Below are 22957 nucleotides of genomic sequence, written 5' to 3'. Positions count from 1 at the left end.
CGGGCGGGGCGGCCGGAGACGTGGGTGGGGTAGGTGGACAGCGGGTGGAGGGAGGGGGTGAGGGCGACGGTGACGGGGGTTGGGCCGGGGATGGTGCACTGGGCGGAGTCGGTGGGGATTGGGTCGATCGGGGGTTTGGGGGGTGGCGGGTCGGGGGTGGTCGGGGGTGGGGGGAGGTTGGTGAGCAGGGTGCAGAGTTGGAGGGCTTGGAGGGGTTGGGGGAGGTCGATGATCTGGGCGCCGCGGATGAGGGGGGTTGGGGTGTAGGGGATGCGGCCGGTGGGGTCGATGTCGGGGAGGGGGTCGCCGGCCAGGGTGAGGAGGGGGATGGCTTCGTGGAGGAGGCGGATGGCTAGTTCGCGTTGGGCGGGGGGGTCCAGGTTGGTGGACTGGATGATGGTGAGGTCCAGGAGGGGGCGGGCGGGGGTGGTGGGGCGGGGGGTGCGGGCGTCGTCGGTGAGGGCGACGCGGATGGTGAGTTCGGGGGTGTCGGGGAGGAGAAGCGCTGGGCGGCCGGAGATTTGCGTGGGGCTGGTGAAGGGGGTGGTGGCGTGGGTCAGGGACAGGCGCAGGTTGGTGCGGGTGCCGTCGATGGCGCAGGCGGCCTCGGTGTCGGGGTCTGGGTGCAGGGAGACCTGGTCGTCGAGGACGCGTTCGATGCGGTGCTTGTCGACGGTCTGGCAGAGGATCTGGGCGGCGGTCTCGGGTTGGACGTAGGTGAGGGCGCGGCCGCTGTTCATGCGCACGGTGCGCAGGGCAGGGTCCTGGGGGACGCCGACGACGGCGGCGCGGGGGGTGCTCGACGCGGGCGTGGGTGCGGGTGCGGGCGGGTCGGGGGAACAGGCGGCGAGGAGCAGGGTGAGCGACGCCGTGAGGACCGCCTGAGCCAGCACCCGGCACAGCCTGCCACCAACCGGGTACTTGGCGATACCAGTAGGGATCAGCCGAAACGGCCGGAGATGTAGTCCTCGGTGGCCTTCTGGCTCGGGTTGGAGAAGATCTTCTCGGTGTCGTCGACCTCGATCAGGCGGCCGGGCTGGCCGACGCCGGCCAGGTTGAAGAACGCCGTCTGGTCGCTGACCCGCGCGGCCTGCTGCATGTTGTGCGTGACGATGACGATCGTGTAGTCCTTCTTCAGTTCGCCGATCAGGTCCTCGATGGCCAGGGTGGAGATCGGGTCGAGGGCCGAGCACGGCTCGTCCATCAGCACCACGTCCGGTTGCACGGCGATCGTCCGGGCGATGCACAGCCGCTGCTGCTGCCCACCGGACAGGCTGCCGCCCGGCTTGTTCAGCCGGTCCTTCACCTCGGTCCACAGGTTCGCCGACCGCAGCGCCCGCTCGGCCACCTCGTCCAGCCGCTTGCGGTCGCGCACCCCGGCCAGCTTCAGCCCGGCCACCACGTTGTCCCGGATCGACATGGTGGGAAACGGGTTGGGCCGCTGGAAGACCATGCCGATGGTGCGCCGGACCGAGACCGGGTCCACCGACGAGGCGTAGATGTCCTCGCCGTCCAGCAACACCTTGCCGTCCACCCGCGCGCCCGGGATCACCTCGTGCATCCGGTTCAGCGCCCGCAGCACGGTGGACTTGCCACAGCCCGACGGCCCGATGAACGCGGTCACCATCCGCGGCGGGACGGACACCGACACCCCCTCCACGGCGTGGAACTTGCCGTAGAAGAGGTTCAGGTCCTTCAGGTCGAGTCGTTTAGCCATGATCGCCTCACTTGGCCTTGATGGCGGAGAACCGCGAGATCACGGCCGCCAGGAGGTTGAAGAGCATGATCACAATGATCAGGGTCAGGGCCGCGCCCCAGACCCGCAGGACACCGGCCTCCTCGGGGTTGCCCAACTCGCTGTAGATCAGCAGCGGCAGCGAGGCCATCTCGCCCTCGAACAGGTTGTAGTTGATCGCCCGGCTGTACCCGACGAGCACCAGCACCGGCGCGGTCTCGCCCATCACCCGGGCCACGGACAGCATGATTCCGGTGACGATGCCGGACATCGCGGTGGGCAGCACCACTCTCATGATGGTTTTCCACTTGGCGATGCCCAGCGCGTAGGACGCCTCGCGCAGCTCGTCCGGCACCAGCCGAAGCATCTCCTCGGTGGATCGGATCACGATCGGCAGCATCAGCAGCACCAGCGCCAGCGACACCGCGAAGGCGCTCTTCGGGAAGCCGAACGCGGAGATCCACAGGGCGAAGATGAACAGCGCGGCCACGATGGACGGCACCCCGGACAGGATGTCGACCATGAACGTGGTGACCCGGGCCAGCCGGCCACGGCCGTACTCCACCAGATAGACCGCACACATGATGCCGATCGGCACCGCGATCAGCGCGCACATCAGGGCCTGCATGAACGTGCCGTACAGGGCGTGGTAGATGCCGCCGCGGAACTCCTCGGGCAGCACGCCCTTGAGCGACTTGCTCCACCAGCCGTCCGCGATGATCGCCTCGAATCCCTTGCTCACCACGGTGAACAGCAACCAGGCCAGCGGCACCATGGCGATCATGAAGGCCAGCGTGACCAGCACGGTGGCGACCACGTTCTTGGCCCGCCGGCCCGGACTCACCTGCTGGAAGGCCGGCGGCGCCGCCGGCCGGTCCACCATCGACTCGGTCGTCGTCATTCGGGCCGGGCCTTTCCGCCCGCGATGGCGCGGGCGATCGCGTTCACCACGAAGGTCAGCACGAACAGCACAAGGCCGGCGGCGATGTAGGCGCCGGTGGGCAGCGGCTGGCTGAACTCCGAGGCCGCCGAGGCGATCTTGGAGGCGAACGTGTAGCCGCCGTCGAAGAAGCTGAACGTGGCCGGGCTGGTCGACGCGCGCAGGATCACCAGCACGGCGACGGTCTCGCCGAGCGCCCGGCCGAGGCCGAGCATGGAGGCGGCCATGTAGCCGCTGCGACCGAACGGCAGCACCGTCGTCTTGATCATCTCCCAGCGGGTGGCCCCGAGCGCCAGCGCGCCCTCGATCTGCATGATCGGGGTCTGCCGGAACACCTCCCTGGTCACCGCCGTGACAATCGGCAGGATCATCACGGCCAGCACGATGCCGGCGGTGAAGATCGTCCCGCCGCCGGCGATGGACACGTTGCCCTCGCTGAACAGCGGGATCCAGCCCAGCGTCTGGTTCAGCCAGTTGGCGACCGGCTCCAGCTCAGGAGCGAGCACCCGGATCCCCCACAGGCCGAAGACGATCGACGGCACCGCGGCCAGCAGGTCGACGAGGTAGGCGAACGGTCGCTGCAGCACCGGCGGCGCGTAGTGGGTCAGGAACAGCGCGATGCCAAGGGCGAGCGGCATCGCGAGGACCAGCGCCAGCATCGACGAGAACACCGTGACGATGAGCAGGTCCCGGATCCCGAACATCAGGTTGTCCGGGTCGTTGGTGTTGAACAGCGGGCTGGTCAGGAAGTTGGCCTCGTTGGCGGCGAGCGAGGGAACCGCCTGGATCAGCAGGAAGAGGCCGATCAGGAAGATCGCGACGACGACCGCGAGACCGGACCCGACGGCCAGGGTCCGGAACACCGCGTCGCCGTGCCTGCGCACCCGTTGCCGCACCGGTGCGGGCCCGCCGTTGGCTGTCATGGCATCAATGTCGCGGGTCTCGCCCCGAACGTCCAGAGTGGCTGGACGATCGGGGCGAGCGGTCCGCGGCTCGAGGTCACTCATTCCCGTTCGGGACGATCAAGCGATCGCGCCGACGGCGGTGAGCAGCTTCTCCTTGAAGTCCGCCGGCACCGGGATGTAGCCGTTGGCCTCGAGGTTGTTCTGCCCGTCGGTCACCGCGACGGTCAGGAACGCCTTGACCGCCTTGGCGACCTCGGGGTCGGCGTACTTGGAGCAGACGATCTCGTAGGTGGCCAGCACGATCGGGTAGGCGCCCGGCGCGGCGGTGCCGTAGATCGAGTCGAGGTCCAGCACCAGGTCGTTGCCGGTGCCCTTGATCTTGGCGTCCGCGATGGACTTGCCGGCCGACTCGGTGCTCAGCTCGACGGCCTCGCCGCCACCGCCGTTGACGATCTTGGCGATCTGCAGCTGCTGCTGCTTGGCGAAGGACCACTCGTTGTAGGTGATCGCGCCCTTGGTGCTCTTCACCGCGGCCGCGGTGCCCTCGTTGCCCCGTGCGCCCTCGCCGACACCGCCGTTGAAGACCTTGCCGGCCTCCTTGGCCCAGCCGCCCTTCGATGCGGTCTTCAGGTACTTCTGGAAGTTGTCCGTGGTGCCCGACTCGTCGTTGCGGAAGATCACCACGATCTTGTCGCCGGGCAGCGTCTTGCCGCTGTTGAGCGCGGCGATCGCCGGGTCGTTCCAGGTGGTCACCTGACCCTGGAAGATCTTGGCCAGGGTCGGCCCGTCCAGCGCGAGCCCGTCGGCGCCGGCGACGTTGTAGGTGATCGCGATCGGGCCGAACACGGCCGGCAGGTTCCAGGCGTCGCTGCCGCAGGCGGCCTTGGCCGCGTCGTACTCGCCCTTGTCCTTGTTCAGTGGCGAGTCCGAGCCGGCCAGATCGGTCTGCTTGCCGGTGAAGTCCTTGACGCCCGCGCCGGACCCGTTGGGGTTGTAGTTGAGCGTGAACCCGTCGCACTTGGTCTCGTAGGCGGTGACGAACCGGGTCATGGCGTTGGCCTGAGCGGTCGCGCCACTCGCGCTCAGTGCCTTCTTCCCGCCGCAGTCGACCGGGACGGCGGCGTCATCACCACCGGTGGCGGTGCCGGCGCTCGCCGGAGTGGTGTTGTCGTCGCTGCCGCACGCCGCGAGCGCGAGCGCGCCTGCCGCGATCAGGCTGAGCACGGCCGCGGGCCGCTTGATCTTCACGTGGTCCTCCGCACTGGAGTTTTATGTCGATATCGCGACCGGACGCTAAGCAGCTTCGGTGGCCGACTGCCCCCATACGGGTGAACGAGGGGTGAACAGGCCCTACAGAGTGAGTGCTGTCACGCCCGTTCGTACTGCACGTCGCTGGCCACCCGGCCGAACCCCAGCCGCCGGTACACCGCCACGGCCGGCGCGTTGTCCGACTCCACGTAGAGGATGACCTTGGACAAGCCACCGCGATGCAGGTGGTGCAGCCCGGCCAGGGTGAGTGCCCGGCCCAGCCCGCCGCCCTGCGCGTCCGGGTCGACGCCGACCACGTAGACCTCGCCGACCGGCGGGGGGCCGGCGTGCACCTTGGTCCAGTGGAAGCCGAGCAGCCGGTCCTCGGGGTCGACGGCCAGGAAGAACCCGTCCGGGTCGAACCACGGCTCGTCCTCCGCGGCCGCCAGGTCGTCCACGGTCAGCGCGCCCTGCTCGGGGTGCCAGTCGAAGGCACGCCGGTTCACCGCCACCACGTCCGGCTCGTCCTGCCCGGGCACGAACGTGCGCACCCGGACACCGGCCGGCCAGGTCGGCACCGGCAGCCGGGGCGCGTCACCGGACTCGAAGTCGAGCCCCAGCTTCAGCAGCTCGCGTACCCGGTCGAAGCCGAACCGCGCGGCGATCCGGGCCGCGCCCGGGTGATCACCATGGGACCAGGCGCGCACCGGTCGGGTGTCGATCCGGCCGAGCAGGCTCTCGGTCAACGTGCTACCGACCCCGCGGCGACGCATCCGCGGGTGCACGAACAGCTCGACCACGGCGCGGCCGCGCGCGTCACCGGCGGTGTCCACATGCAGGTAGCCGGCCAGTTCGCCGTCCGGACCGGAAGCCAGACCGTGGCGGCCGCCGCGCAGCTCCCTCGGCAGCGACCCGGCCGGCACCACCTCCGGCCGCCCGTCCCGCGCCCGGACCGCGAGCAGCAGCTCACGAACGGTCTCGACGTCGTCATCGGACAACCGGTCGTGCCAGGCCACCTCGACCACATGCCGACCGTACCCGCCCGAACCCCGGTCAGCTCAGGGCGTCCACCGGGCTGGACAGCTCCTCGGTGGACAGTGCCTCCCGGCGGCCGCCGCTCTTGGGCGGCTGCACGAACTTGTAGCCCACGTTGCGCACGGTCCCGATCATCTGCTCGTGCTCGGTGCCGAGCTTTGCCCGCAGCCGCCGGACGTGCACGTCCACCGTCCTGGTGCCACCGAAGAAGTCGTAGCCCCACACCTCCTGCAGCAGCTGCGCCCGGGTGAACACCCGGCCGGCGTGCTGGGCGAGGTACTTGAGCAGCTCGAACTCCTTGTAGGTGAGGTCGAGCGGGCGGCCGCGCAGCCGGGCCATGTAGGTGGCCTCGTCGATCACCAGCTCGCCCAGTCGCAGCGCGCCGTCGGCGCCGGTGCCACCGGCCGGTCCGCGCGTGGTGAGCAGCCGCAACCGGGCGTCCACCTCGGCCGGACCGGCGCTCGGCAGGATGATCTCGTCGACCCGCCACTCGGCGGTCACCGCGACCAGTCCGCCCTCGCTGACCACGGCCACCACCGGCGCGCTGTCGCCGCCACTGGACAGCAGGCGGCACAGGCTCTTCGCGGCGGCCAGGTCGAGCCGGGCGTCCACCAGCACGGCATCCCGGGATCCGGCGTCGAGCAACGCCGTCACCTCGGGTGCCTGGGTCCGCACGTTGTGCGGCAACAACATCAGGGATGGCAACACCGAACCCGGCGCTGGGTCTGCGGTGAGCAGTAGCAGGTCGAGGCTCATGCGGGTCCCGCCTCTCTGAACACGCTCCGCGGCTTTCCGGGAGAATAGCCGCCATGCCGGGGGGATGTCGTGTCCGTGACGCGGGGGTCACACGGCTACAGCAGCGATTTTGAGGCTGTAGAGACTGCTGATAAGGACCGAAACATGACCGTAACGGTTAGCCGATCCCCCGGCCGTGGTACACCGGTTCTCACCGACCCGATCCCAGGACAGGCGGCATGAGCACGATGACAGACCCGTACCGGACCCCGGTGGCGCCGAAACGACGCTCCCGGGCCCTGCGCCGGCTGGTGATCACCTTGGTGGTCCTGGTCGGCCTGCTCGTGATCGCGGATTTCGCCGCCGCGGCGATCTTCGAGCACGAGGTGTCCAAACGGGCCCGCGCCGAGTTCAACCTGGCCGACGACCCCAAGGTGAACGTGCACGGGTTCTCCTTCCTGGCCCAGGCGATCTCCGGCGAGTACGACCAGGTGACCGTGGAGGCCGAGGGTGTGCCGGTGCAGGACCTGCGTGACGTCGACGTGAGCGCCGAGCTCTACGGGGTGCGGGCGCCGCTGTCCGACCTGATCTCCGGCTCGGCCAAGCAGGTCACGGTGCGCGAGGTCGAGGGCACGGTCACGCTCAAGGAGTCGGACGTCAACCGGGCCATCCGGGCCAACGAGAACGACGTGGTGAAGACGTTCAACCGGGTGTCGATCAACCCGATGAGCGAGGCACAGGTCGCGGACCCGAACGCCAAGCCGCCGCCGGCCGACGTCGAGGCCGAGGAGGCGAAGAAGGACAAGACCACCGCGGGCACCCGGATCTGCGCCACCGCGGAACTCCTGGGGACGTCGACCGACCTGTGCGTGTTCGGCATCATCTCGTTGGGAGAGCAGGAGATCGGCTTCGACCCGAGGCGGCTCGAGGTGCGCGACGGGCTGTCTATCGGCACGCTGGACCAGCGGACCCAGAGCGTCCTGCTGAGCGTCCTCGCGTTCAAGCTGCCCACCGGCGTGCTGCCGTTCCAGGTGACCCCGACCAACGTGACGGTCTCGCCCGGGCAACTGTCCGTGACGGGCAAGGCGCAGGAGGTCACGCTGGGCGGCGGGAGCACCGGATGACCGGTGTGGCGGTGCTGCTGGGCACGCTGGCACTCGCCGGCGTGGCCGGCTTCGCGTGGCGGGCCCGGCAGGGTCGGGTCCGCGCGCGCACCGCCGGCCGGGAACTGCCGGCGGACGTACGCGCGGTGCTGGACCCGGCCGCCGCGGTCACCCTGGTCCAGCTGTCCACCACGTTCTGCGCTCCGTGCCGGCAGACCCGGGTCCTGCTCGCCGATCTTGCCGAGCGCACCGAAGGCCTGCACCACACCGAGTTGGACCTGACCGAACGGCCGGACCTGGCCCGCGCGCTGTCCGTACTGCGCACGCCGACCACGCTGGCGGTGGCTGCCGGCGGCACCGAGCTGCTTCGGGTCGGCGGGGTGCCGCGCCGGGAAGCCCTGCTCGAGGCGCTGCGGCCACATCTCGGATAGTCCGTCCCACGGGCTGGACGCGCCGTCCGGGGCCGGAAATGGACGGTACGCTGCATCCCATGTGTGCGTTGCTGACCAGGCGCCGCGCGGTGGACTACTGCCGCGTGGACAGCAGCCTGTGTCTGGCGACTGACTGACCAGGCGGTACGCGGCCGTCCCCGCCGTCCATCGCTCGCCGCCGGTCAGGGCCGACTCCCGGTGCCCATGCTCAGGAGGCCACACATGTCCGCAGGTCCGTCCGTTGATCCACGAGGTCCGCGGTTCGCCGCGTGGGTGACCACCGTGGTGCTCGCCGCGGTGCTGCTCACCGGTTCCTGGCCGCTGCTCGCCGCGCAGGCCGTGGTGTTCGCGATCGGTGCGTTCGCCGGCCTGCGCTACGCCCCGTATTCGCTGCTCTACCGCCACCTGGTGGCCCCTCGGCTCCGGCCGGCCGGCGACCGGGAGGCGGCGGCGCCGCTGCGGTTCGCTCAGGGCATGGGGTTCGGCTTCGCGGTGGTCGGCGTGCTGGGCTACGCCGCGGGCGCGGGCTGGCTCGGCGCGGCCGCCACCGCGCTCGCCCTCGGCGCGGCGTTCCTCAACGCCGCCTTCGGGTTCTGCCTCGGCTGTGAGACCTACCTGTTGCTGCGCCGCCTGGCCCCATCTTCTTCGACCGTCCTAATGACACAGAAAGTGAGTACGCTCCCATGAGCCGCGAAGACGTGCTGGTCACCGCCCAGTGGGCCGAGGAGAACCTCGAGACGCCGGGCGTGGTGTTCGTCGAGGTGGACGAGGACACCGCCGCCTACGACACGGGCCACATCCCGGGTGCGGTGAAGGTGGACTGGAAGCAGGAGCTGCAGGACCCGGTGCGCCGGGACTTCATCGACCGGGCCGGCTTCGAGAAGCTGCTGTCCGCCAAGGGAATCGGTAACGACGACACGGTGATCCTCTACGGGGGCAACAACAACTGGTTCGCCGCGTACGCCTACTGGTATTTCAAGCTGTACGGCCACGACGCGGTGAAGCTGCTCGACGGCGGCCGCAAGAAGTGGGAGCTGGACGGCCGCCCGCTGGTCACCGACCCGGCCAAGCGGGACGAGACCGAATACTCGGCCAGGGATCAGGACACCACCATCCGGGCGTTCCGGGACGAGGTGGTGGCCGCGATCAACGCCAAGAACCTGGTCGACGTGCGCTCGCCGGACGAGTTCTCCGGCAAGCTGCTCGCTCCCGCGCACCTGCCGCAGGAGCAGGCGCAGCGGGGCGGGCACATCCCGAGCGCCATCAACGTTCCGTGGAGCAAGGCGGCCAACGAGGACGGCACGTTCCGCAGCGACGACGAGCTGCGCGCGCTGTACGCGGAGGCCGGCATCGACGAGTCCAAGGCGACCATCGCCTACTGCCGCATCGGCGAACGTTCCTCGCACACCTGGTTCGCGCTGCACGAGCTGCTCGGCCACCCCGACGTGAAGAACTACGACGGTTCGTGGACCGAGTACGGCTCACTGGTCGGCGTGCCGGTGGAGATCGGCCCGGGCGCGCGCTGAGTCCCGAAGGAGAAACCCATGAGTTGCGGAGCCCCTGAGCAGAGCGCCGAGCTGCCCGCCGGTGTGGACATCGAGAAGGAGGTCGTGGTCAGCGGCCGGGTGACCGCGGCCGGCGCACCGGTGGCCGGCGCGTTCGTCCGGTTGCTCGACGCCGGCGGGGAGTTCACCGCCGAGGTGGTGTCCTCGCCCGAGGGCGCGTTCCTGTTCTATGCCGCGCCCGGTGACTGGACGGTGCGCGCGCTGCACCGCTCCGGCAACGGCGAGGCCAAGGTGAGCGCGGACGGCCCGGGTCTGCACCCGGTGGCGATCACGGTCGGCTGACCCCGAACACAGACGAAACCCGCGCGGCACCGCCGCGCGGGTTTCGTTATTTCTCGGTGACCAACTCCCCGGGCCCCTCGGCGTCCTTCCTGGTGAGCGGACCACGAAGGTCCGGAAATACTGAGGGGAATTCGATGAAAACGCGTCGATTCGGCGTGCGCACAATCCTGCTCGGATTGTTCGCCACTGTGCTCACCGGGTTGGGTCTGACCGCGGGCGCCGGAGTGGCCTCGGCATGCGGCGAGCCGCAGCACCGGTCGGCGGCCTTCGCCGGCACGCTGCCGCAGGTCCGGTTCGGACAGAGCGGCACGGTCGTGCAGGGCCTGCAGCTCAACCTGAAGAACCGGGGCTACGGGCTGACCGGCACCGGGTACTACGGCACCCGGACCCTGGCCGCCGTGCAGGACTTCCAGCGCAAGAACGGCATCAACCCCAGCGGCATCGTGGGTTCGCGGACCTGGCAGGCGCTGGTCGGCTCGATGTCCGAGGCGGCAACCACGAAGTCACACCGGCCGGACTTCTCCGTGCACCCGGGCGAGCGCGACCGGTTCAAGGTCGGGATCGTGCGGGACCACATCGGTCGCATCTACGGGTACTGGGACTTCGACTTCACCTGGTACGACCCGGAGTTGCGGCGGCAGGTGCAGCGGTTCCAGAAGGCCAACGGGATCCGGGCGAGCGGGATCGTGGGGGTCAAGACCTGGGCGGCGATGACGAAGGTCATCTCGATCAGCGGCGGCTGGGGCTGCTGAACCCGCACGGCGTGGGGCGGCCGGACTCCGGCTGCCCCACGTGCGGCTATCCTCAGCCACTGATGACCGAGAGCAGTGGCGACGCTGCGATGCGGGCGGCGGCCGAGCGGGCCGAGACGACCCGGCATCGCAACATTCCGTGGTGGGACGACCTACCGGTGCCCAACGACACGGCGAACCTGCGGGAGGGCCCGGATCTGCACCCCGCCTGCCTGCCGCTGCTGCCGCTGGTCGGGGTGTGGCGCGGCGAGGGCGAGGTGGTCTACCCGACCATCGAGGGCCCGTTCCGGTTCGGCCAGCAGCTCACGGTCAGCCACGACGGCCGGCCGTTCGTGCAGCACGAGGCGCGCGCCTGGCTGCTGGACGCGGACGGCAGGATCATCCGGCCGGCGGCCCGCGAGGTGGGCTGGTGGCGGCCGCAGCCGGACGAGACCATCGAGCTGCTGCTCGCCCATTCCAGCGGGATCGTCGAGATCTTCCTTGGCGAGCCGCGCACCCAGACCTCCTGGGAGCTCGCCACCGACGCGGTCATCCGCACCGCGTCGGCCAAGGACGTCACCGGCGCCAAGCGGCTCTACGGCCTGGTGAACAACGGCGACCTGGCCTACGTCGAGGAGCGCGCCATGATGGGCCAGCAGCTCCAGCCACACACCTCCGCCTACCTGCGCCGGGTCGCCGGCTGACCCGCGCCGGGGTTCGCGGGCGTTAGGGTCGTTACGTGCGGTTGCTGCGGTGCGGTACGGACGCGGTGCTCGTCGAGCTGGACACACTGGGGGAGGTGGCGGCGGTCCGGGCGGCGCTCGCGGCGGCGGCCGGCCGGGGCGAGTTGCCCGGCCTGGTCGAGCTGGTGCCGGCCGCGCGCACCGTGCTGGCCTGCTTCGAGCCCGGCACCGGCGGGCGGCAGCGGCTGCGCGCCGTGCTGGACCACGCCGATCTCGAGCATCCGCCGGCCGGAGCGCCGCGCCGGGTGGTGCTGCCCGCGGTCTACGACGGTCCCGATCTCGACCTGGTGGCGCGGACCGCGGGGGTGGGTCCGGGCGAGGTGGTGCGGCTGCACAGCGAAGCCGACTACACGGTGGCGTTCTGCGGCTTCGCGCCCGGGTTCGGCTACCTGTCCGGGCTGCCGGAACCGCTGCGCCAGGCCCGGCTGGACTCGCCGCGGGAACGGGTGCCGGCCGGCGCGATCGGCGTGGCCGGGGAGTTCACCGGGGCCTACCCGCGGTCCTCGCCGGGCGGGTGGCGGCTGATCGCCCGGCTGGCCGACACCGCCGAACCACTGTTCGACCCGCTCCGCGACCCGGCCGCACTGCTCGCCCCGGGTGACCTGGTGCGGTTCGAGGTGGCCGGGGGCAACACCTCATGAGGCGCGCGATCACCGTGCTGGCCACCGGGCCGCAGACGCTGATCCAGGATCTGGGCCGGCCGGGCAGTGCGCACCTCGGGGTGCCGCCGTCCGGCGCGCTGGACGGACCGGCGTTGCGGCTGGCCAACCGGCTGGCCGGCAACCCGGAGCACCTCGCCGGGATCGAGGCGCTGCTCGGCGGGCTGCGCATACGCGCGGAGAGTTCGTGCACGGTCGCCGTGACCGGGCCGGCGGTACCGGTGACCGTCGACGGCCGGGCGGTGGGCTCGCACGCGCCGGTGCACCTGCGGCCCGGCGCCGAGTTGGAGATCGGTGCCCCGGCCACCGGACTGCGCTGCTACCTGGGCATCTCCGGCGGCGTCGAGGTGCCGGCCGAGCTGGGTTCGCGGGCCACCGACACGCTTTCCGGCATCGGCCCGGAGCCGCTGCGCCCGGGGGACGTACTGCCGCTCGGCAACCCGGCCGGCCCGCCGACCGGCGCCGACGAGCTGGCCCCGGTCCGGGCGCCGGACCGGCTGACCGTGCCGGTGCTGCTCGGCCCGAGGGCGGACTGGTTCGACGATCCGGGCGCGCAGCTGGCCGGCGGCGAGTGGACGGTCTCGCCGCAGAGCAACCGGGTGGGCGTGCGGCTGGTCGGCCTGCCGCTGCGCCGCGCGGCCCGGTACGCCGAGACCGAGCTGCCCAGCGAGGGCGTGGTCACCGGCGCGGTGCAGGTGCCGGCCGGCGGCCGGCCGGTGATCTTCCTGGCCGACCATCCGACCACCGGCGGCTACCCGGTGATCGGGGTGGTCCGGCCGGACGCGCTGCCGGCGCTCGGCCAGGCCCGTCCAGGCACCGCGATCCTGTTCCGGCCGGCCGGTCAGTACTCCGACTCGTAGAGCCTGTTCAGCTCGGCGTGCAGGTCCGGCACGTCGGCAAGCGCGGCGCCGTCCAGGGTGTGCACCCGGGTGATCTTGCGGACGCTGGAGGCCATGAACAACCCGTCCGCGGCGCGCAGGTCGGCCACCCGCAACGGCTCGACCTTGGTGCTCCAGCCGGCCTTCTCCGCCGCCCGGAACAGCGCCGCCTGAGTGGTTCCCGGCAGGATCCCGCTGGTCGGCGGCGTGGTGCGCAGGGTGTTGCCGTCGGCGATCACCACGGTGGCCGTCGGGCCCTCCAGCACCGACCCGTCGGACCCGACGAAGATCGCCTCCTGGGCGCCGTTCGCCTCGGCGTAGCGCATCGCGGCCATGTTCACCGCGTAGGACAACGACTTCGCGCCGAGCAGCAGCCACGGCGCGGCGGCCACGATGTCCGGGTGGAAGCCCCGGTCCAGGGTCACCGCGGCCACACCGCTCTCCCGGTTGCGCAACACCTTCGCCCGGATCGGGCCGCCGAGGGCGAAGCCGGTCGGCGGACCGCCGGACTCCGGACCGCGGGTGTAGATCAGCCGCAGCGCCATCTCCGCGCCGCCCTGCCAGGCGCCGAGCACCACGTCGACGCAGCGCTGCCAGGCGGCGCGGTCGGGTTCGGGCAGCTCGAGCATCGCGGCCGAGCGGGCCATCCGGTCCAGGTGCGGGCCGAGCTCGCGCGGCTTGCCGTCCACGACCAGGATCGTCTCGAACACGCCGTCACCACGCAGCAGGCCCAGGTCGTCGACCCGGATGTGCGCCGCCTCGGGGTCGGCCAGGGTTCCATCGAGCATCGCCAGCACGTGCATGTCGAGAGCCTACCTAGGGACGGCGCCTACGATCGGTGTTGTGGACACCGCGAGCGGGCGTTCGGCCTTGCGCGAGACGCTGCACCAGCGCGGGATGCGGATGACGCCGCAACGACAGTTCGTGCTGGAGGCGCTGCAGGATCTCGGGCACGCCACCCCGGAACAGATCTGCCAGCACGTGCAACGCAGCACGCCGACGGTGAACATCACCACGATCTACCGCACGCTCGAACTGCTGGAGAGCCTCGGCGTGGTGCGGCACACCCACCTCGGGCACGGTGCGCCCAGCTACTCGGTGCACGAGCACCAACACGTGCACCTGGTCTGCCACGCCTGCGGCCGGGTGCAGGAGGCGCCGAGGGAGATCATGGACCCGCTGGCCGCGACGCTGTGCGAACGCTACGGCTTCGCCCTGGACCCCAGCCATCTCGCGCTGTCCGGCTCGTGCCGGGAGTGCACCGGACAGGAGGCCCGGTGACCGATTCACCGATCTTGGACCAGCCCGGCGCGGTGGCCGCGCCGGACGGCTCGCCGGACCCCGGAGTGCCATGGCATTTCGGCGATCCGTTCGCCGAGCAGCGCGCGGCGGCCCGCTCGGTGGCGGTGGTGGACCGCTCGCACCGCGAGGTGATCGCGGTGACCGGCGATGACCGGCTGTCCTGGCTGCATCTGGTGATCTCCCAGCACGTCACGGGTCTGGCCGAGGGCGCCGGCACCGAGGCGCTGGTGCTGGACAGCCACGGCCGGGTGGACGCGCACATGGTGCTCGCGCACGCCGGCGACACGGTGTGGCTGGACACCGAGCCCGGCGCGCGGGCCACCGGCGCCCGCGGCGAGACCCAGTCGCTGCTGGACTACCTGGACGCCATGCGGTTCTGGTCGAAGGTGGAGGTCACCGACGGCACCGCGGAGCGGGCCGTGCTGTCGGTGGTCGGGCCCGGTATCGGCGAGCTGCTCGACCGAACCGGACTGTCCATAGCGGACGGCGAGTACGCGGTGACCGGAACCGGCGTGCTGGTGCGCCGGATGCCGTGGCCGGGCGTGGCCGCGGCGGATCTGTTGGTACCGCGGGATTCCCTGACCGAGTGGTGGGACCGGCTGACCGGCTCCGGCGCGCGGCCGATGGGCAGCTGGGGCTTCGAGGCGCTGCGTACCGAGGCGCGCCGGCCCCGGCTGGGCGTGGACACCGACGAGCGGACCATCCCGCACGAGACCGGCTGGGTCCCGGGCGCCGCGCACGTGGCCAAGGGCTGCTACCGCGGTCAGGAGACGGTGGCCAAGGTGCACAACATCGGCCGCCCGCCGCGCGCCCTGCTGCTGCTGCACCTGGACGGCTCGGCCGATGCGCTGCCGCAGACCGGGGATCCGGTCACGCTGGCCGGGCGGGCGGTCGGCCGGGTGGGCACCGTCGCGCAGCACCACGAACTGGGACCGATCGCGCTTGCGCTGGTCAAGCGTTCGGTTCCGGTCGATGCCGAGCTGGTCGCCGGGGCGCCGGAACGCACCGTGCAGGCGTCGATCGACCCGGACTCGGTGCCGGCGGACACCCCCGGGCTCGGCCGCGAGGCCGCCCGCCGACTGCACGGCTAGCGCCTGCCACACAGTGGATCATCGAGCAAGTATCGGACCAACCAACGCAACCTCAGGGGCACCGTGACGACACCGAGCCACAATCAACCCGCTGACCAGCACCACTGGCTGGAACGTGACAACGGCGGTAAAACCCGGAGCGGCGGACCAGTCATGTCACCGTCGACACCGGGAACCCTGATCACGGTCGCGCCGACCGGAGCCGAGCACGCCAAGTCCGACGTGCCCAACCTGCCGGTCACGCTGGACGAGCTGGTGGCGACGGCGCGGGACTGTGAACGGGTCGGGGCGAGCATGATCCACGTGCACGTCCGCGGCGCGGACGCCCGCCCGACGCTCGACCTTGAGCTGTTGCGGGACACGGTGACGGCGCTGCGCGAGCAGACCAGCCTGGTGGTGCAGCTGTCCACCGGCGGCGCGGTCACCGATCCGGAGGAGGACCGGCTCCGGGTGCTCGACGCCCTGCCCGACTCCGCATCGTGCACGATGGGCACGGTCAACTTCGGCGACGACGTGTTCATGAACCGCTGGGAGTTCGTGGTCGAGCTGCACAACCGGATGCGCGAGCGGGGCATCGTGCCGGAGTACGAGATCTTCGACATCGGTCAGCTGGCCAGCCTGCGCCGGCTGCTCGACGAGCACGGGTTGCCGGCCGGCGGGCACGTGCACGTGGACCTGGTGATGGGCGTGCCGGGAGGGATGCCGGGCGACGCCGAGACGCTGGTCGCGGCGCTGCGGGCGATTCCGGACGGGGCCACGTTCTCCGCGACCGGGATCGGCCGGACCACGCTGCCGGTGATGTTCGCCGCGCTGGCCGCGGGCGGGCATCTCCGGGTCGGCATGGAGGACACGATCAGCTACGCCCGGGGCGAGCGGGTGAAGGACAACGCGCAGCTGGTGGCCCGGGCCGCGGGGCTCGCCCGGATCGCCCAGCGACCCCCGCTGCCGGCCGGCGAGGTCCGCGAACTTCTCGGCGTCTCACAGAGCAACTCGTGATGTCGGAGCGCTATTTTCGGGAGCCGGGGTGGCGTGGCCGATGGGGTTCCCGGAAGATGTGCCCGTGATCGAAGTCCGTCCTGGTGGGCGCAGGCGCATCGACCGCGTGCTCTCCCCGGACTACATTGCCGATCTCGACCGGCTCGATCTGGTCGAGGTGCGGGCCAGGCGCGACGACGCGGCGCAGGAGGAGACCGACCTGTCCTACCTGCGCCGGCTGCTGCACGGCCGGATCGACATCGTCAAGGCGGAGCTGCGCCGGCGGGCCGAGGGCGGCTCCGAGCCGGTGGTCGATCAGCTCGCCAAGATCCTCGCGGACAAGGCGGTCGCCCCGGCCATGGGCTCGGGACGGCATCAGTCCTTTGAGCCGTCCCGGGCCGAATCGCACCGCAGGCACATCGAGGCGCTGGTCTCCGACACCGACCTGACCGACGTCGCCGCCCTGCCGGACGAGCGCCTCGACCTCGCCCTGCGCACCTACGTCGCCGAGGAGTCCTCGGTGTCCCAGCGCAGGCGCGAGGTGCAGGCGGTGATGGACCAGCTCAACGAGGAGATCGCCAACCGGTACCGGGCCGGCAGCGCCTCGGTCGACGACCTCCTCGCCGCCGAACGCGCCAAACCCGACGAACCGTCCGAGTAGCCGGGGTTTTGCCGGCACCATCTGACATACCCGGGTTAGTTGAACCTTTCGCGCATGGCGAGCTCGCCCCAGAAGTCGCGGAGGCGCTCGAAGCGGGTGGCGACCTCCTCGACGTTCTGCACCTCGAGCGCCTCGATGATCGCGTTCACGTCCTCGGCGGAGGAGTCGGCCACCAGCTCGTCGTCGTCGAGCAACTGGACCAGCCCGCCGTAGTCGAGCTCGACCGCCGAGCCCTCGTGGAAGTGCTCCAGCCAGCGGCCGGTGTCCTGCAGCACCTTGGTCGGACCCTGCTCGCCGAAGGTGCGCACGGCCAGCGTGTGCGCCCGGGTGACCCGGCGCCGCGCGTCGGCCATCGCGATCCGCCAGCACACCTGCCGGCGCGGGTCGGTCCGGCCGGCCATCACCAGGTGCCGGTGGTCCGGGTCGACCAGCGCGAACCAGGGCAGCGGCACCGTCCATGTGGTGGACACCACGTGCACCGCACCGCTGGGCAGATCGGACAGCACCGCCGAGGCGCGCTCCCGGACGTCGTCAAGCGACACGGTGAGCGCGGCGTTGCGCAGCGCGGGCGAGGCGGAGGCGAGGAACCCGATCAGCGCGGCGGCCGACCGGGCGCGCAGGTCCAGCGGGCAGATCAGCGGACCCGGCCCGACCGTGGCGTCCTCGATCGGCACCTCGGCCGGGTCGAGGACCAGCAGGTCACGCAGGGCGCTCGGGGCCGACCGCCCGTCCGGCAGCTCGCCGGGCAGCAGCGTCGGCGGGTTGGCCAGCTGTGACCTCAACCACAGGGCCCGCTCCCGTTCGCCGGCCGTGGCGTAGTCCAGATGTCCGGTTTCCAGCGCTTCGCGGAGAAGTTCGGCCAACGGTCCGTCGAAGGACGACAACGGTTCGTACACCCTCAGGTAGGCGACGAACGGACGTGGCACGAGTGGCATCGTGTCACGACCGCCGGGACCGTTCACCGTGGGGCGATCTGTCGATCTCGCGGCTCGGCCGCGTCGCATCGAACCCGGTCGGCACGGTACGGTAGTTACAGGAACCAATTGTCGAGATAAACGGGGCCGCCGATTCCCCCGGCCGCCCCGTCACTGTGCGAGGGGGTCGAGCCATGGGGCGCGGCCGGGCGAAGGCTAAGCAGACGAAGGTAGCCCGAGAGCTCAAGTACAGCACTCCCCACACGGACTTCGAGGCGCTGCAGCGGGAGCTGTCTGGGCAGCCGTCGGACGACGACCGGGAAGACATGCATGACGAGGACGACTACGACGCCTACCGTCGTTGAGCCGTCCTGACTCCGCCTAGCGGGCCAGATACCGCACTTGCCGGGCTTTTGCCTGGTCAAGTGCGGTTCTGGCGTCCGTGACGGCCGACCGCTCCGCGGTCTGCGGCACCCCCACCTCCCACCAGGCGCCGGCATCGGTCCAGGCGTCCGGCCGGGTGCGGACCACGACCACGGCGGGGCGCCCGGCCCGGGCGTGCGCGCGGGCCTGCGCATAGCCGGACCGCAGCGCGTCCAGCCCGTCGGCGGCGAGCACGGTGGCGCCGAGCGCGGCGGCGTGCGCGGCGAAGTCCACCCGGGACGGACGGTCCAGCGCGGTCCGGCAGTCGGCGTACATGTTGTTGAACGGCGCGCCACCCTGACCGCGTTGCAGCCGGTCGATCACCGCGTACCCGTCGTTGTCGCAGAGGACGGCGACGAAGCCGTGCCCGGCGAACGCGGCGGAGAACAGCTCGGCGTTGAGCATCAGGTAGGACCCGTCACCCAGCAGGGTCGTCACGACGCCGTCCGGGTGGGTGGCGGCCCGGGTCATCGCCGCGCCCCACGCACCGGCCAGCTCGTAGCCCATGCAGGAGAACCCGTACTCCACGTCCATGGTCGGCTCGCCGGGCCGGCCGGCCGCGCGCCAGCCGCCGATCAGCTCGCCGGGCAGGCCGCCCGCGGCGGTCATCACGTAGTCGTCCGGACCGCTCGCCTCGTTGACCACGCCGACCACCTGGGCGTAGCTGGGCGGGTCGGTGTCGGGTGCGCGCAGCCCGTCGATGTGACCGTCCCAGCGGGCCCGCTCGACGCCGGCCCGGGCGGTCCACTCCGGATCCGCGGCCCAGCCGGCCAGCTCGGCGCCCAACTCCTCCAGGCCGGCGGCGGCGTCGGCCACCACGGCCAGCGCGCCGTGCTTGACCGCGTCGAACCGGGCGGTGTTGATCGTCACCAGCCGGCTGCCGGCGCCGAACAGCGACCAGGACGCGGTGGTGAAGTCCTGCAGCCGGGTGCCGACGGCGAGCACCAGGTCGGCCGCGCCGGCCAGCGCGTTCGCCGACGCCGAGCCGGTGATGCCGAGCGGGCCGGCGTGCAGCGCGTGCCCGTGCGGGACCAGGGTGCGGCCGGCGGTGGTCTCGGTGACCGGCAAGCCGTGCCGCTCGGCCAGCGCGAGCGCAGCGGCGGCCGCGCCCGAGTAGCGCACCCCGCCGCCGAGCACCAGCAGCGGCCGGCGGGACCGGCGCACCGCCTGCGCCGCCTCGGCCAGCGCGCGGCGGTCCGGGCGCGGGCGCGGCGGAACGTGGGTGACCGGCTGGAACAGCGCGTCCGGGAAGTCGTAGGCCTCGGCCTGCACGTCCTGCGGCAGGGCCAGGGTCACCGGCCCGCAGTCGGCCGGGTCGGTGAGCACCCGGGCCACCTGCGGCAGCGTGGCGATCAGCTGCTCGGGCCGGGTGATCCGGTCGAAGTAGCGGCTGACCGCGCGGAACGCGTCGTTCACCGTCGCGGTCGGGTCGCCGAAGTGCTCGACCTGTTGCAGCACCGGGTCCGGCGCCCGGTTGACGAACGTGTCGCCGGGCAGCAGCAGCAGCGGCAGCCGGTTGGCGTGCGCCACGCCGGCCGCGGTCACCATGTTCAGCGCGCCCGGCCCGATCGAGGAGGTGGCCACCCCGACCTGGCGGCGCTGCGCGGCCCGGGCCAGTCCGACCGCGGCCAGCGCCATCCCCTGCTCGCTGTGCCCGCGCCAGACCGGCAGCGCGTCCCGGTGCTCGTCGAGCGCGGTGCCTAGGCCGAGCACGTTGCCGTGCCCGAAGATCGCGAACACGGCCGGGAACAGCGGCACCGCGGTGCCGTCCAGCAGCTCGCCGCGCTGCGCCGCCAACCAGCGGACCAGGGCCTGCGACGTGGTCTGCCTCATCTCGTCCCCTCCGCGCTGGTGACCGGGCAGCGTGGGTCGGGCGGCTGGCCGGCCCAGGCGTCGCGCACCCAGGTGTGCGCCGGGTCGTCGCAGAACGCCATGGACCGCTGCTCCCCCGGCCCGGCCAGCACGTTCAGGTAGTACATCGGGTAGCCGGGCGCGGCCACGCACGGACCGTGGTAGCCGCGCGGGATCAGGAACACGTCGCCGTCGCGCACCACGACGTTCTCGTCGATCTCGCCGTCGCCGGTGTAGGTGCGGTGCAGGCCGAACCCGTTCTCCCCGGCGATCCGGAAGTAGTAGATCTCCTCGTTGGCCACCGGGCACGGCGCGGTGTGGTCGTGCTTGTGCGGCGGGTAGGAGGACCAGTTGCCGTCCGGGGTGATCAGCTCGCAGGCGCTGAGCCGGTCGGCGTGCTCCCAGACGCCGGGCACCCCGAAGTTGGTGACCTGCCGGGTGGCGCTGCCGGCGCCGCGCACCTCGACCGGCACCGCCTCGGCCGGTCCGTATCGCGGGGTGAGCGTCCGGGTGCACCGGGCCATCGGCAGCGCAAGCTCACATCCGTCCACTGTGGACAGAACGGCGTCGGCATCCCTTGGCAGGTAGGCGAAGTCGGTGACCCGGCTGAACACCGAGGCGCGCCCGGCCAGGTCGAACCGGGCGCCGCCGGCCTCGACGGTGACCGAGCCGGACAGCGGCAGCACGAACGCCTCGAACTCCTCGGTGGCCAGCGCCCGCCGCTCGCCCGCAGCCAGCCGCAGCACCCGCAGCCCGGTGTGGTTCCAGCCGGCGTCCGCCGGGCCGAGCCGGACCGGGTCGGGCCCGTCGGCAAGGCTGCCGTGCGGCCGATGCCACGTCATGACGGTGCGCCGCTCGCCGTGGCCCACAGGATCTTTCCGGCCGCCTCGACCGCGCCGGCCACGTCGTCGTCCGGCGGGTAGAGCAGGGTCCGGCCGACCACGAGGCCGCGCACCACCGGATGGCGCAGCGCGCCCGCCCAGCCGGCCACGTCGTCGGCCACCCGGTCGGACGGCGGCCCGCCGAGCACCAGGACCGGCAGCGTGGTCGCGTCCAGCACCGCGGCCTCGGCCGGGACCGGCAGCTTCAGCCAGGTGTACGCGGAGGTGGCGCCCAGCCCGGAGGCCACCGTCACCGCCCGGGTCAGCGCCGCCGGATCGGGGTCCTGCACCAGGTTCCCGGCCGCGTCCCGGTGGTACGGCAGCGGCTCGATCATCGCCATCCGGCCGCGCCGGGCGAGTTGGGACACCGCCTTGGCGCATGCCTCGAGGGTGGGCGCCGTGCTCGCGTCCGAGTCGACCAGGCGCAGCAGCATCTTTCCGCCATCCAGCCCGGAGTCCACAATGGACTGGGCGTCGTAGGCGGTGAACCGGTCGTCGATCTCCCAGCGGGCCCCGGCCAGGCCACCCCGGTTCATCGAGCCGATCACCACCTTGTGGTGCAGCCCGTTGACCAGCAACAGCTCCTCGATCACGTCCGGGGTGGCCAGCACCCCGTCCACGTCCGGGTCGGCGAGCGCCACCAGCAGCCGGTCCAGCAGTGTTCGCCGGTGCGCCATCGCGGTCGGTCGGTCCCGGACGCCCAGCGCGCCGCGCGCCGGATGATCGGCCGCCACCAGGAACAGCGTGCCGCGCTTGGACAGCAGCCGGTCCCGGCGCACCCGTTCGGCGTACGCCCTGCGCACCGCCCCGGGATCGGTCGCCCTGGTGTACAGCAGCTCCGACCAGTCCGCATCGGTGATCACACGAGCAACTCCTCGATCTCCTCGACCCGTGGCATGGCGTCCGCGCAGGCCAGCCGGCCGGCCACGATCGCCCCGGCCGCGTTGGCGAACCGGGCGGTGCGCACCGGGTCCCAGCCGGCGCACAGGCCGTGCACCAGCGCGCCGCCGAACGCGTCGCCGGCGCCGAGGCCGCACACCACCTGGACCGGTTGGGCCGGGACGGTCCACGACCCGTCCGCGGTGGCCACCAGCACCCCGTCCCCGCCCAGCTTCACCACGGCCAGCGTGACGCCCCGGTCCAGCAGGCGCGCGGCGGCCAGGTGCGGATCCGCCGTGCCGACCGCCACCTCGACCTCCGTCCGGTTTCCGACCGCGACCGTGACATGGTCCAGCATCCAGCCGATCTCCCGGCGGGCGGTGTCCACATCGGACCAGAACATCGGCCGGAAGTCGAGGTCCAGCACGGTGTGTGCGCGCCGGGCGCGGTAGCGCAGCATCTTGCGCTGGGTGCTCCTGGCCGGCTCGGCGCACACCCCGGTGCCGGTCACCCAGAGCACCGGCACCGCGCCCACCACGTCCCACGGCACGTCCGCCCCGACCAGCCGCAGGTCCGGCGCGGCCGGCTGCCGGTAGAACAGCAGCGGCGGGTCCTCCGGCGGGTCCAGCGCGCAGAACACCACCGGGGTCAGCAGGTCCTCGTCGGTCCCGACGAACCGCGCCGACACCCCGAAGTCGCGCAGCGCGTCCCGCACGTAGTCGCCGAACGGGTCGGCCCCCACCTTGGTCAGCACCGCCGAACGCCGGCCGAGCCGAGCCGCCGCCACCGCCACGTTGGTCGCCGTGCCGCCGAGCGACCGGGCGAACGAGCGCACCTTGGCAAGCGGAACATGGCTCTGCTCCGGGTAGAGGTCCACCCCCACCCGACCGACGGTGAGCAGGTCGAACGCTGTGTTCATGGTTCGCTCCGGGTCGGCCGCTGCTGGCACCGGCTTCCCTCGTGCGCTGCTCGCCGCTCGTTCCTCGCGGC

General features: G+C 71.9%; 26 protein-coding genes and 1 pseudogene. 14 read left to right on the top strand and 13 right to left on the bottom strand.

Annotated elements, in window-relative coordinates; translation table 11 throughout:
- From VFV67_RS26130 to VFV67_RS26100, 7 genes and pseudogenes are all read right to left on the bottom strand, one after another.
- Positions 1-893, bottom strand: a pseudogene (locus VFV67_RS26130) (hypothetical protein); the annotation flags it as partial.
- Between the two features lie 47 nt (positions 894-940).
- Positions 941-1717, bottom strand: a complete 777-nt coding sequence (gene pstB / locus VFV67_RS26125; RefSeq protein ID WP_326473292.1) for a phosphate ABC transporter ATP-binding protein PstB — start codon at positions 1715-1717, stop codon at positions 941-943.
- 7 nt (positions 1718-1724) lie between these two features.
- Positions 1725-2636, bottom strand: coding sequence for a phosphate ABC transporter permease PstA (gene pstA, locus VFV67_RS26120; protein WP_326473291.1), 912 nt, complete (start codon positions 2634-2636; stop codon positions 1725-1727).
- Positions 2633-3598 carry a phosphate ABC transporter permease subunit PstC gene (gene pstC, locus VFV67_RS26115; protein WP_326473290.1) on the bottom strand — a complete coding sequence of 322 codons (966 nt, stop codon included), beginning with the start codon at positions 3596-3598 and terminating at the stop codon, positions 2633-2635. The genes pstA and pstC overlap by 4 nt, the downstream gene beginning before the upstream one ends.
- A gap of 99 nt (positions 3599-3697) precedes the next feature.
- Positions 3698-4828: a phosphate ABC transporter substrate-binding protein PstS gene (gene pstS / locus VFV67_RS26110; protein WP_326473289.1), complete on the bottom strand. Its 1131-nt coding sequence runs from the start codon at positions 4826-4828 to the stop codon at positions 3698-3700.
- Positions 4829-4947: 119 nt separating this feature from the next.
- Positions 4948-5853 carry a mycothiol synthase gene (gene mshD, locus VFV67_RS26105; protein ID WP_326473288.1) on the bottom strand — a complete coding sequence of 302 codons (906 nt, stop codon included), beginning with the start codon at positions 5851-5853 and terminating at the stop codon, positions 4948-4950.
- A 28-nt stretch (positions 5854-5881) separates the two neighbouring features.
- Positions 5882-6619 (bottom strand): response regulator transcription factor, encoded by a 738-nt coding sequence (locus VFV67_RS26100; protein WP_326473287.1) that lies wholly within the window; start codon positions 6617-6619, stop codon positions 5882-5884.
- A gap of 218 nt (positions 6620-6837) precedes the next feature.
- Here VFV67_RS26100 and VFV67_RS26095 point away from each other — a divergent pair, with 218 nt between their 5' ends.
- The 9 genes from VFV67_RS26095 to VFV67_RS26055 all read left to right on the top strand — a co-directional run bounded on the left by VFV67_RS26095 (position 6838) and on the right by VFV67_RS26055 (position 12972).
- Positions 6838-7722 carry a DUF2993 domain-containing protein gene (locus tag VFV67_RS26095; RefSeq protein WP_326473286.1) on the top strand — a complete coding sequence of 295 codons (885 nt, stop codon included), beginning with the start codon at positions 6838-6840 and terminating at the stop codon, positions 7720-7722.
- Positions 7719-8132 carry a thioredoxin family protein gene (locus tag VFV67_RS26090; RefSeq protein ID WP_326473285.1) on the top strand — a complete coding sequence of 138 codons (414 nt, stop codon included), beginning with the start codon at positions 7719-7721 and terminating at the stop codon, positions 8130-8132. The genes VFV67_RS26095 and VFV67_RS26090 overlap by 4 nt, the downstream gene beginning before the upstream one ends.
- 222 nt (positions 8133-8354) lie before the next feature.
- Positions 8355-8819, top strand: a complete 465-nt coding sequence (locus tag VFV67_RS26085; RefSeq protein WP_326473284.1) for a DUF4395 domain-containing protein — start codon at positions 8355-8357, stop codon at positions 8817-8819.
- The gene (locus tag VFV67_RS26080; protein ID WP_326473283.1) at positions 8816-9658 is read left to right on the top strand and encodes a sulfurtransferase; all 843 of its coding nucleotides are present in this window, start codon (positions 8816-8818) and stop codon (positions 9656-9658) included. The genes VFV67_RS26085 and VFV67_RS26080 overlap by 4 nt, the downstream gene beginning before the upstream one ends.
- 18 nt (positions 9659-9676) lie before the next feature.
- Positions 9677-9979, top strand: a complete 303-nt coding sequence (locus VFV67_RS26075; protein WP_326473282.1) for a DUF1416 domain-containing protein — start codon at positions 9677-9679, stop codon at positions 9977-9979.
- Positions 9980-10113: 134 nt separating this feature from the next.
- Positions 10114-10731 carry a peptidoglycan-binding protein gene (locus VFV67_RS26070; protein ID WP_326473281.1) on the top strand — a complete coding sequence of 206 codons (618 nt, stop codon included), beginning with the start codon at positions 10114-10116 and terminating at the stop codon, positions 10729-10731.
- Positions 10732-10793: 62 nt separating this feature from the next.
- Positions 10794-11414, top strand: coding sequence for an FABP family protein (locus VFV67_RS26065; RefSeq protein ID WP_326473280.1), 621 nt, complete (start codon positions 10794-10796; stop codon positions 11412-11414).
- 35 nt (positions 11415-11449) lie between these two features.
- Positions 11450-12094: an allophanate hydrolase subunit 1 gene (locus VFV67_RS26060; RefSeq protein WP_326473279.1), complete on the top strand. Its 645-nt coding sequence runs from the start codon at positions 11450-11452 to the stop codon at positions 12092-12094.
- Positions 12091-12972 (top strand): biotin-dependent carboxyltransferase family protein, encoded by an 882-nt coding sequence (locus VFV67_RS26055; protein ID WP_326473278.1) that lies wholly within the window; start codon positions 12091-12093, stop codon positions 12970-12972. Before VFV67_RS26060 ends, VFV67_RS26055 begins: the two co-directional genes overlap by 4 nt.
- Here VFV67_RS26055 and VFV67_RS26050 read toward each other — a convergent pair.
- A complete protein-coding gene (locus VFV67_RS26050; protein WP_326473277.1) occupies positions 12954-13793 on the bottom strand; it encodes an aminodeoxychorismate lyase in 840 nt (279 codons plus the stop codon). The two genes, VFV67_RS26055 and VFV67_RS26050, sit on opposite strands and share 19 nt — an antisense overlap.
- 40 nt (positions 13794-13833) lie before the next feature.
- Here VFV67_RS26050 and VFV67_RS26045 point away from each other — a divergent pair, with 40 nt between their 5' ends.
- From VFV67_RS26045 to VFV67_RS26030, 4 genes are all read left to right on the top strand, one after another.
- Entirely contained in the window at positions 13834-14271 is a 438-nt protein-coding gene (locus tag VFV67_RS26045; RefSeq protein WP_414636352.1) for a Fur family transcriptional regulator, read from the top strand.
- Entirely contained in the window at positions 14268-15383 is a 1116-nt protein-coding gene (locus tag VFV67_RS26040) for a folate-binding protein (RefSeq protein WP_326473276.1), read from the top strand. Before VFV67_RS26045 ends, VFV67_RS26040 begins: the two co-directional genes overlap by 4 nt.
- Before the next feature lie 153 nt (positions 15384-15536).
- Positions 15537-16379 carry a 3-keto-5-aminohexanoate cleavage protein gene (locus tag VFV67_RS26035; protein ID WP_326473275.1) on the top strand — a complete coding sequence of 281 codons (843 nt, stop codon included), beginning with the start codon at positions 15537-15539 and terminating at the stop codon, positions 16377-16379.
- 64 nt (positions 16380-16443) lie between these two features.
- Positions 16444-17019: an aerial mycelium formation protein gene (locus VFV67_RS26030; RefSeq protein WP_326473274.1), complete on the top strand. Its 576-nt coding sequence runs from the start codon at positions 16444-16446 to the stop codon at positions 17017-17019.
- A gap of 35 nt (positions 17020-17054) precedes the next feature.
- Here the strand turns inward: VFV67_RS26030 and VFV67_RS26025 are convergent, their stop codons facing one another.
- Positions 17055-17945 (bottom strand): hypothetical protein, encoded by an 891-nt coding sequence (locus VFV67_RS26025; RefSeq protein WP_326473273.1) that lies wholly within the window; start codon positions 17943-17945, stop codon positions 17055-17057.
- A gap of 182 nt (positions 17946-18127) precedes the next feature.
- Between VFV67_RS26025 and VFV67_RS26020 the strand changes: the two genes are divergently transcribed.
- The gene (locus VFV67_RS26020) at positions 18128-18298 is read left to right on the top strand and encodes a DUF3073 domain-containing protein (RefSeq protein WP_326473272.1); all 171 of its coding nucleotides are present in this window, start codon (positions 18128-18130) and stop codon (positions 18296-18298) included.
- Positions 18299-18314: 16 nt separating this feature from the next.
- On the opposite strand, the gene iolD is transcribed toward VFV67_RS26020, so the two are convergent.
- The 4 genes from iolD to iolC are packed head-to-tail and all read right to left on the bottom strand — an operon-like array spanning position 18315 to position 22886.
- Positions 18315-20189 (bottom strand): 3D-(3,5/4)-trihydroxycyclohexane-1,2-dione acylhydrolase (decyclizing), encoded by a 1875-nt coding sequence (gene iolD, locus VFV67_RS26015; protein WP_326473271.1) that lies wholly within the window; start codon positions 20187-20189, stop codon positions 18315-18317.
- Entirely contained in the window at positions 20186-21049 is an 864-nt protein-coding gene (iolB, locus tag VFV67_RS26010; protein ID WP_326473270.1) for a 5-deoxy-glucuronate isomerase, read from the bottom strand. Before iolB ends, iolD begins: the two co-directional genes overlap by 4 nt.
- Positions 21046-21951, bottom strand: a complete 906-nt coding sequence (locus VFV67_RS26005; protein WP_326473269.1) for a Cgl0159 family (beta/alpha)8-fold protein — start codon at positions 21949-21951, stop codon at positions 21046-21048. Before VFV67_RS26005 ends, iolB begins: the two co-directional genes overlap by 4 nt.
- Complete coding sequence (gene iolC, locus VFV67_RS26000; protein ID WP_326473268.1) at positions 21948-22886, bottom strand: 5-dehydro-2-deoxygluconokinase; 939 nt, start codon at positions 22884-22886, stop codon at positions 21948-21950. The genes VFV67_RS26005 and iolC overlap by 4 nt, the downstream gene beginning before the upstream one ends.
- Positions 22887-22957 lie beyond the last annotated feature (71 nt).

The sequence above is a fragment of the Actinophytocola sp. genome (genome assembly GCF_035762905.1).
In the GTDB taxonomy this organism is placed as follows: domain Bacteria; phylum Actinomycetota; class Actinomycetes; order Mycobacteriales; family Pseudonocardiaceae; genus DASYTH01.
This window is presented reverse-complemented; position numbering and strand designations above follow the sequence as displayed.

Coding starts and splice junctions, on each gene's coding strand:
- VFV67_RS26100 (WP_326473287.1), bottom strand. CDS start 6,619: ATGAGCCTCGACCTGCTACTGCTCACCGCAGACCCAGCGCCGGGTTCG.
- VFV67_RS26080 (WP_326473283.1), top strand. CDS start 8,816: ATGAGCCGCGAAGACGTGCTGGTCACCGCCCAGTGGGCCGAGGAGAAC.
- iolC (WP_326473268.1), bottom strand. CDS start 22,886: ATGAACACAGCGTTCGACCTGCTCACCGTCGGTCGGGTGGGGGTGGAC.
- VFV67_RS26055 (WP_326473278.1), top strand. CDS start 12,091: ATGAGGCGCGCGATCACCGTGCTGGCCACCGGGCCGCAGACGCTGATC.
- iolB (WP_326473270.1), bottom strand. CDS start 21,049: ATGACGTGGCATCGGCCGCACGGCAGCCTTGCCGACGGGCCCGACCCG.
- pstC (WP_326473290.1), bottom strand. CDS start 3,598: ATGACAGCCAACGGCGGGCCCGCACCGGTGCGGCAACGGGTGCGCAGG.
- pstB (WP_326473292.1), bottom strand. CDS start 1,717: ATGGCTAAACGACTCGACCTGAAGGACCTGAACCTCTTCTACGGCAAG.
- iolD (WP_326473271.1), bottom strand. CDS start 20,189: ATGAGGCAGACCACGTCGCAGGCCCTGGTCCGCTGGTTGGCGGCGCAG.
- VFV67_RS26065 (WP_326473280.1), top strand. CDS start 10,794: ATGACCGAGAGCAGTGGCGACGCTGCGATGCGGGCGGCGGCCGAGCGG.
- VFV67_RS26090 (WP_326473285.1), top strand. CDS start 7,719: ATGACCGGTGTGGCGGTGCTGCTGGGCACGCTGGCACTCGCCGGCGTG.
- VFV67_RS26050 (WP_326473277.1), bottom strand. CDS start 13,793: ATGCACGTGCTGGCGATGCTCGATGGAACCCTGGCCGACCCCGAGGCG.
- VFV67_RS26020 (WP_326473272.1), top strand. CDS start 18,128: ATGGGGCGCGGCCGGGCGAAGGCTAAGCAGACGAAGGTAGCCCGAGAG.
- VFV67_RS26085 (WP_326473284.1), top strand. CDS start 8,355: ATGTCCGCAGGTCCGTCCGTTGATCCACGAGGTCCGCGGTTCGCCGCG.
- VFV67_RS26095 (WP_326473286.1), top strand. CDS start 6,838: ATGAGCACGATGACAGACCCGTACCGGACCCCGGTGGCGCCGAAACGA.
- VFV67_RS26070 (WP_326473281.1), top strand. CDS start 10,114: ATGAAAACGCGTCGATTCGGCGTGCGCACAATCCTGCTCGGATTGTTC.
- VFV67_RS26075 (WP_326473282.1), top strand. CDS start 9,677: ATGAGTTGCGGAGCCCCTGAGCAGAGCGCCGAGCTGCCCGCCGGTGTG.
- pstA (WP_326473291.1), bottom strand. CDS start 2,636: ATGACGACGACCGAGTCGATGGTGGACCGGCCGGCGGCGCCGCCGGCC.
- VFV67_RS26035 (WP_326473275.1), top strand. CDS start 15,537: ATGTCACCGTCGACACCGGGAACCCTGATCACGGTCGCGCCGACCGGA.